Source organism: Paucilactobacillus nenjiangensis, assembly GCF_005405445.1.
In the GTDB taxonomy this organism is placed as follows: Bacteria; Bacillota; Bacilli; order Lactobacillales; family Lactobacillaceae; genus Paucilactobacillus; species Paucilactobacillus nenjiangensis.
In genome coordinates this window covers 1-8,417 of sequence record NZ_BJEB01000076.1, presented here as the reverse complement: position 1 = coordinate 8,417, position 8,417 = coordinate 1, and the positions used below count along the sequence as shown (strand labels likewise).

At 36.6% G+C, this 8,417-nt stretch carries 6 protein-coding genes; 4 read left to right on the top strand and 2 right to left on the bottom strand.

Features of this window, described 5'->3' with window-relative positions:
• Positions 1 to 119 precede the first annotated feature (119 nt).
• Positions 120 to 821 (bottom strand): M15 family metallopeptidase, encoded by a 702-nt coding sequence (locus tag FFM59_RS09200; RefSeq protein WP_225420341.1) that lies wholly within the window; start codon positions 819 to 821, stop codon positions 120 to 122.
• 58 nt (positions 822 to 879) lie between these two features.
• Positions 880 to 2,280: an APC family permease gene (locus FFM59_RS09195; RefSeq protein WP_137602741.1), complete on the bottom strand. Its 1,401-nt coding sequence runs from the start codon at positions 2,278 to 2,280 to the stop codon at positions 880 to 882.
• A 236-nt stretch (positions 2,281 to 2,516) separates the two neighbouring features.
• Here FFM59_RS09195 and FFM59_RS09190 point away from each other — a divergent pair, with 236 nt between their 5' ends.
• From FFM59_RS09190 to FFM59_RS09175, 4 genes are all read left to right on the top strand, one after another.
• Positions 2,517 to 3,779 carry a ParB/Srx family N-terminal domain-containing protein gene (locus FFM59_RS09190; protein WP_225420340.1) on the top strand — a complete coding sequence of 421 codons (1,263 nt, stop codon included), beginning with the start codon at positions 2,517 to 2,519 and terminating at the stop codon, positions 3,777 to 3,779.
• A gap of 2 nt (positions 3,780 to 3,781) precedes the next feature.
• Positions 3,782 to 6,478 carry an SNF2-related protein gene (locus tag FFM59_RS09185; RefSeq protein ID WP_137602740.1) on the top strand — a complete coding sequence of 899 codons (2,697 nt, stop codon included), beginning with the start codon at positions 3,782 to 3,784 and terminating at the stop codon, positions 6,476 to 6,478.
• Positions 6,465 to 7,691 carry a DNA (cytosine-5-)-methyltransferase gene (gene dcm / locus FFM59_RS09180; RefSeq protein WP_137602739.1) on the top strand — a complete coding sequence of 409 codons (1,227 nt, stop codon included), beginning with the start codon at positions 6,465 to 6,467 and terminating at the stop codon, positions 7,689 to 7,691. Before FFM59_RS09185 ends, dcm begins: the two co-directional genes overlap by 14 nt.
• 109 nt (positions 7,692 to 7,800) lie before the next feature.
• A complete protein-coding gene (locus FFM59_RS09175; RefSeq protein WP_137602738.1) occupies positions 7,801 to 8,256 on the top strand; it encodes a hypothetical protein in 456 nt (151 codons plus the stop codon).
• Positions 8,257 to 8,417 lie beyond the last annotated feature (161 nt).

The window sequence follows — 8,417 nt, the reverse complement described above, 5'->3', positions numbered from 1 at the left end:
TTTCACATAAACAATTATCAAATATAAAAAAAACAAAAAACCGACCAAAAATTCTATTAATTATAGAATTCTTGGTCTATTTTTCTATAGCTGGTTAGTTTTTTCCCAGCCACTATTTTTTATCCAATCGGATCATTCCATACGAATACTGGTTTAGTGGGACCATAGATTGCTTTATCGTGACCACTGACCCAGGCCCAGTTTTGATTACCGTAATCAAAGTGCCACCACTCATCGAAGTAGTGAGTGAAACCAGAGTCAGTCATGATGTGATATAACAGCCGTCGATTTTCCATATATGAGATTTCTAAATCAGTTAATTTTTCATCGGCTTCGAGTTTTTCCTCGTAATAGGTTGCGCGGGCTTTCTTGGTGCAATCATCAAATGGCGTGCCGAATTCAAGGGGAATGCCGAATTGGTTGACGATGGTTAGGTCGACTGAACCACCAGTGTTATGAGGAGAAGGTTTCAGTGGGTCGGATGAAGGTGGAGCAACCGTTGTGCGAGTCCGCGTGAGGAGCTCGGCTTCACTTAATTTAGGGTTATCATCACGTAATTGTTCTTTGAGGGAATTGAAGAGACTGAGCTGAGTTTCATTGGAGCGCCAAGAATCAAGTAAGACGAACTTATAACCGTCAGGTAAGAGCTTGGTGGCTTCAACAATTTTGAGATAGACGCTTTTGCGCATCATGATGGGGAGGATGGATCCAGGGAGTTGCTGGATATAATATTCGGGACTACTGAGAATCTTTTCGGGGAAAAATTCGGCGTTAATCAGGGGCTCATGAGTTTCGGTGATGATGGGTTCGTGAGATTTCACCCAATCCCAGGGTGCTTTGGGAATGGGGATGGGAGTTTTCTTAAAATTATTATCCATATTAATCGGTCCTTTGAGTTAATTGTTCGATCTCAGTTTCAACAGGTTCAACAGTTTTTCGAGTGATGAAGTAGCACACCAGCCCAATGACAATCCAAGCACCTAAAATGACATATTCATAGGGCCAGACTAACGACACGAGGGTTCCTGGGATCACAGTCGCTAACGCAATAATTAATGCAATTGCGCCACCTAATGTTGGCCAGAATAAGTGCTTATTGCGAAACTTGCCGACTAGTTCAGGATGAGCTTTGCGAATCTTACGAAGACATAAGGCATTAAATGACCACGCGAGCGCGACTAAGAAACCACCCATATCTAGGAAGTAAACGACCGCTCCTTTACCTAACCAGCCCAGTCCAAGCACAAGAACTAAAGTAGCCCATAATGCGCGCGTTGGAGTGTGATATTTGGGATGCACATGATTGAAATAACTGGGGAGGACGTTTTGCCGAGCTAAGGAAAAAATCAGTCTCGGAGCTGACGAGAAGAAAGTTAAGAAACTGGTTGCTAACCCTAAAAAAGAAATCGTATACGCCGCAATACTAAGAATCGGAAAGCCCGCCGCTTTAAATGCGGAGATAGTTCCCATTTCCATTGTTGCGGTTTTCTCCCATGGGTAAACCCAGGCCGAAGACATTAAGACTAGGATGTAGTAGGCCGCGGCGATTACGATTGAGATAATCACCACTAACCCAATCTTACGGGCTGGTACATTAGCTTCTTCGGCCATAATGGCGACGGATTCCCAACCGGTCAGAAAGGTCATGCCTGGTAAAATGAAACGAAAAATCGATGAAGATTTATTCATATGTTCACTAAAAGCCGGTGTGAAGTTAGAAACGGATCCTTGGGTGAAACCAACGGTAATTAAGGCAACACCTAAAACAATCAAACCAATAAATAAAATAATTTGAATGTTACCAGCAATCTTTGCTCCAAAGTAATTTATAATGAAAACAAATAGCGTAATACCAATGCCAAGTGCTAGTTCAGTAAAGTGGACTTTGACTCCGGCAAACTCATAATAAGGGCCGGATGCTATCTGGGGAAAGATAGTTGAGATCAACATACTTGAAGCGGTGACATAGAAGGCCATGGTACTAATGTAAGCCCCCACCAATGCCCAACCGGCGAATAGTGCACCTTTTTTACCAAAGGCAGCACTACCATAAACGACTTCACCACCAGCTTTAGTAAAAATGGTCGAAAGTTCGGCGAACGATAACGAAACCAAGATGGCGAGTGCAGCGGCACCCATCAATCCATAGATTTCACCGCCAGCGCCATACATCGCGAAAAATTTACTATTGGTGTAAATCCAGCTACTGCCAATTACACCACCAGCACCTAAAGCGATTAGCCCAAAATAGCTAATGCTTTTGCTTAATGACTTATCCATGTGTACCTCCTTAGAAACAACGTGACGATTGATTACGACTAGTATAAGTCGGATAGTTTGTCCGGTCATTGGGTGAAATAAACAAAAATTTCTGATAAATGTAGTGAAGTAGCTAAAAAATAGTTGAAAAAATATTTATTAATTTTTTTGAATAAGCATCCTCGAATTGTTGTAATGCAGGTTCTGATTGATATAATTGTCGTATAGATTATAAAAAATACTTTGGAGGAAATAATTTGATTACACAAGATCTGTTCAAAACAATTGATAATGGTGACATTGGTAAACTAACATTAACAAAGCGCATAACTATAGACGGTGAATCAGACATATATCCCGTGTATAAAATCCCGGTAAATATGTTGTATTACAATGACCAAAATGGAAGAATAAATACGGCTTATTATCAATTCATTGCAAACAATGAAAGATTAACTCCTGAACTGGGGGACTCTTTGTACAATAGTAAGTTTGAAAAATTTATATACGATTCTGATCCCAAAACACTGAAAGATACACAAGACTCGATAAAAGCAAATGGACAGCAAGAACCTGGAGTAGTTTTGCCTGATGGAAGAGTAATTGATGGGAATAGACGATTAACTGCAATTAGAAGAAACCAACGTCAAAGTGGAGATACCGGATATTTTGAAGCAGCTATACTTGCGTTTAATATTAACGACAAGGTAGAAGAAAGAAAAATAAAACAACTCGAACTTGACTTGCAATTGGGGAGAGAAGAACGAAAGAGCTATGATCCAATTGACAGAATTTTTGACGTTTACAATACTATAGAAGTTCAGAAGCTTTTAAATGAAGAAGAATATAGAAAAGCAAGTGGAGCAAGAAACACGAGAAAAATAAAGCGTGACTTGAGGTTGGCAAGTTTAATCATCAGATTTTTAGATATTGTTTCTCCCGGTGGCAAACCAGATGAAAAATTCTATTTAGCAAGAGAATTAAAGCTGGATGGACCCATCGAGGAAATAGAAGGGACAATATCTAAGCTTAAAGATGGTGAAAAGAATCAAATCACGGATGCCGTTTTAACAACTCTTGCCGTTGAATTAGCAAATTCAAGCAATGGTAAAGGAGATACGACAAGAAAAATTAGAGATATAAAGACAAACATTCTAAAAAATCCTGATGTAAAAAAACATTACTTAGATGCAACCGATGAGAATGTTGATAAAGTGATTGATTATTTTGAGGACAATCCGATTGAAAAGTCACAGGATTTGAAACATCAAATTGAACAAAATGCAGAAGTTAGTGATGCTGCAAATAAATTAGTTCAATCAACAAATCGATTATCTAGAAAAGGCGAGAACGACTCTACAAGAAGACATTCGCTGAGTCAATTAATCGATATAAGGGATAATTTGAGTGAGATGAACTCAGATGATTTCGAAGAATTAAAGCCAGATGAAGTTATTGAAGTAAAAAGTGTATTAAAAGAAATAAGAGATTTTATTTTTAAATTAGAACATGGAGAGTAAAAATGAGCTTTTCAGAAAAATTAAAAGATAGAATCGACTCAACTTATCAAAGCAATTCGTTGGCCGACGTTTTTTACAAACCAGTTTTGTCTGAAGCAAAAATGTATAAAAGAGTTTCATCGTACTTTTCTAGCGAAGGATTGAAGCTGTACTCGGAAGGCTTACAGGAATTGTTTGAAAATAATGGATTTGTCCAATTTATTATTTCTACGAATATATCAAAGGATGATTTTGTCGAAATTCAAACCGGTTATACTTTGAGAGAAAGCCTCGCTAACGTACCTGACGACATAAAAGCAAGCATTTTTAACGAACAATCTAAAAAAGAATTAGGTGATTTAGCGGTAATGATTGCTCAGGGCAGGGCAGAAGTGAAATTTGCACTTGTTCCTGACACAATGGGTATTTTCCACGATAAGTTTGGATTAATTTCTTCTGATGAAGATACTGTCTATTTTACAGGGTCCGTGAATGAAACCCAGGCTGGATTACAGAAAAACTACGAAAGCATTTCCGTTGATGTTTCTTGGGATCCAAGCTCATATGTGCAATCACGCATGTTAGATGCTGATAAGAGGTTTGAAAAGCTGTGGGCCAACACAGAAAAAGGTGTATTAGTAAAAGACGCAACTGAGCTGGTTTATGATGAAATTGCTAAGTATCAAGATAATTCAGCAATTAAATTAGACGAAAAAAATAGTGTTGCAAAAACAGACAATCGATTAGAAGATTTTGATGGAATATATTTTAGAATGCTAAATAAAGGTCAAGTTATTCGTGAAGATTATACAAGTGAAAAAATTACTAATACTGATAGAAAGTTGAGTTATGACAGATCAGATTTAGCAGTTTTTTTTGAAGATGATAATTCAATTATCAAACCTGAAGTGACTTATAAAGACATTGAAAAAATTATTACTGTAACCAAGAAAAGAGCAGCACGTTTAAATAAAAACGTTAAAGTTTCATCTCAAGTAGAAATGTTTTTAACTAGAAACAAATATTCAATAAAGCAGTATAAAATTTTAGGTCAGCTATTAAAAAGTGAAACCACCGATTTTGACGAAATCAGTGGTGAGAAATTTAATTCCTTTTCTAAAATTGTTCAATCAGAAGTTGTGAGGCCTCTGAAGCCACTACACTTAAAGGCAGCATTTTATGAGTATAGAATGGCAAGGGCCGCAAACTTTTCTGTTCCTGGCGCTGGAAAAACTGCTATGATTTTGGGTGTATTTGCATACTTAAATAGAGAAAGTATGGAAGCTATCCCTGATTTTGTAGATAAAATATTAGTTGTGTCTCCAATAAATGCGTTTGACAGTTGGAGATCTGAGTTTGGTAAAGTTTTCGGGGATAAAAAAATATTAAACAGCATAGATTCTCAGAGCTGTGATGATTTTGATGCTAGTTTGAATTTGAAATGGAGAACTTCAAATCTTGTAATGGTTAACTACGAATCATTACAAAAGTATCTACCAACTTTACAGCGACTAATTGATTCAAATACAATGCTAGTTTTTGATGAAGTTCATAGAATAAAAAACCCTGATGGTCAACGAGCGGGGGCTGCATTGCAATTAGTCAAAATTCCACGATTTAAATTTGTAATGACAGGAACGCCAATTCCCAATTCATATACCGATATATATAATTTTTTGCATATATTATATGGAAATGAATATAGTAGCTATTTTGGATGGGATGTTGATAACTTAAAAGAACCCAATGTTAGGCAAATTAATGAAATAAATGAAAAAATTGAACCTTTTTTTTGGCGCGTGAATAAAGAAAAGCTTGGTGTCCCGGACGCAAATGAAGATATATTTGAAGTAGCAAATCCAAGTGAAGATCAACTGGATCTCGCTGAATCAATATATTATAATGAGAAGTCAAGTCTAGCTAGATTGGTAAGGTTAATTCAATCTTCGACAAACCCGGCTTTATTATTAAAGACTATTTCTTATTCTCAGATGGGATTTTCAGATGATGGTGATGTAAACGAAGATGAATTCAATGAAAAAATACAGCAACCATCAAAGTCTATAATTCGAGATGCGAAATCTTATGATGAGTTTAATCTTGGGACAATGCGGTCACCGAAGTTTGATGCTGGAATAGAATTGATTGAGAAACTTGTATCTGAAAATAAGAAGGTCATTGTTTGGGGTATTTTTGTTGATACAATGAAAAAAATTAAAGATACGCTAGAAAATGCTGGCATAAGTACAAACTTAGTCTATGGAGAAACTGCAGTTAGTGAAAGGCCAAAATTAATTGAACAATTTAAAAATGGACATGTAAATGTGATGGTATCAAATCCTCAAACTTTGGGAGAGTCAATATCATTACATGAACATGTGCATGATGCGGTTTATTTTGAATACAATTTTAATTTAACCTTTATGCTTCAATCCAGGGATAGAATACATCGTTTAGGATTGTCTCCAAATCAGTACACACAGTACTATTATTTGGAAACACGAGGTGAGGATTCAACTAGTGATAGGCCGGGATATATTGACCAGTTGATTTATGAAAGGTTAGAAGAAAAGGAAGAAGTTATGCACGATGCTATTGACAATGATAATCTTGAAATCCAATATTCCCATGACGAAATTGAGGAAGCAATTAAGATTATTGATGATGAAAGGAACCGAATAACAAAAAACAGGGTGAGAGATACAAATGGATATGAATAAAATTAAAGTTGGTGAGATGTTTGCCGGAGTGGGTGGATTCCATTTAGCACTTTTAAGGGCAAGCCCACAGTTTGAAGTAGTTTGGGCTGACCAGTGGGAACCAGAACGAAAGGCGCAATATGCATATGATGTTTATATAAAACATTTTGGCCATAACGATAATTACAGCCCTGAAGACGTATCCACTATAGATACAGCAGATATACCTCAACTTGATATGATTGTTGGAGGCTTTCCATGTCAAGATTACTCTGTGGCCCATTCTGGAGCCAAAGGAATTGAAGGGAAAAAAGGTGTCCTTTGGTGGGATATTCACAGAATTGTTTTGGATAAAAAGCCTAAATATCTTTTACTGGAAAACGTTGATAGATTATTGACCTCGCCAGGGGTTCGGAGTGATAATACTGGTCGGGATTTTGCCATGATTTTACGAACATTAAATGATGCTGGATATGCAGTTCAATGGAGAATGATTAATGCGGCCGAATATGGGTTTCCGCAGCGACGTCGCAGAACTTTTATTTTTGCAGTAAGAAAAGGTACAAAACATTTTCAAAAATTGGATAAACTTAATGACAAATTTGAAAGCTTAAAAACACTCAATCCTTTTAGTGTAAAATTGCCTGTTGATACTGTCATTGAAGAAAAAGTTAAACCTTTTTCAATCCTGATGCCTGATTTAGTAAGCTTTTCAGACACTTTTAATTTAAAAAATGGATTTAGAAATACTGGAACCATGATAAATGGTGAGGTATACACGGGGAAAACTCTTTCTGTGTATGACGGACGTAGGGATGTTCTAGGGGATATGCTTGAAAAAAATGTTGAAAAAGATTTGTTCTTGAATAAAGATCAGATTGAAAAAATGCAGTATTTAAAAGGTGCCAAAGATTTAATTAAAACAAGAAAACGCCCACCATTTGTAGAATATAGATATGCAGAGGGCGCAATTGCTTTTCCTGATGACTTAAATAAGCCATCCAGAACGATGGTAACGTCGGAGCACTCAATGTCTAGAATGAGCCATGTTGTAACTGATAAAAGCACTGGACAACTTAGATTATTAAGCCCAGAGGAAACCGAAAAGTTGAATACATTTCCAGAAGGATGGACTGAAGGAATTCCAAGGTCATCGCGTTATTTTACTATGGGAAATGCACTTGTTGTTAATTTGGTTAGGGATATTGCTAAAGGAATAATTTCAATCCATTAATTGTGGTGTGATGAAATTAATTACGAGAAGTTTTTGTTGATTACAGAAAATACCTAAGGGATAATGAAATCAGCAAGATAATATGAATGAAATACTTGGGGGAGTACTTATGAAAAAAATATTGGGAATTTTTAGTATTGTAGTTATATCATTGAGCTTAACTGCGTGTCGTAGTAGCGCTGACAAAAAGGATAGTTCTTCTAAATCATCCAGTAGCTCTGTATCATCCAATAAAAAAGCAACTAGTTCAAATAAAAAGAATTCTTCATCAAGGAGTAGTTCGACACCGGCTGCATCGAGTTCGTCTGCATCTGGACTTGACCAGTCTCGCGAAGCAATTACTGCACAAGAAACTGCCAATGGTAATAAGCCATTAAGTTTTGAACCAATTCAGTCTGCAGCGCAGGCTGAAGCATTATTAACCAAAAATTATGGCGACAAAGGTTGGACAACAGCACATGGGTCTGTTGGATTGTCGTCACCAATTTACTTCAGTGTTAATTCAAATGATGGCCAAACGTTAATGGTTTATGCAACTGGTGAAGTGAAACCAATGGGTGAATAAATAGTATTCCTAAAAGACCCGTACAATACCCCTTAGGGTTGACACTTTAAATAATAAAAGTGTGAATCCTAGGGGGTGTTTTGTATTGTAAGTTATTCAACTATTGAAAAGCTTAAATTACTTCATGATTATCAGAAATCGGATTATGGTTTAACGGTGTA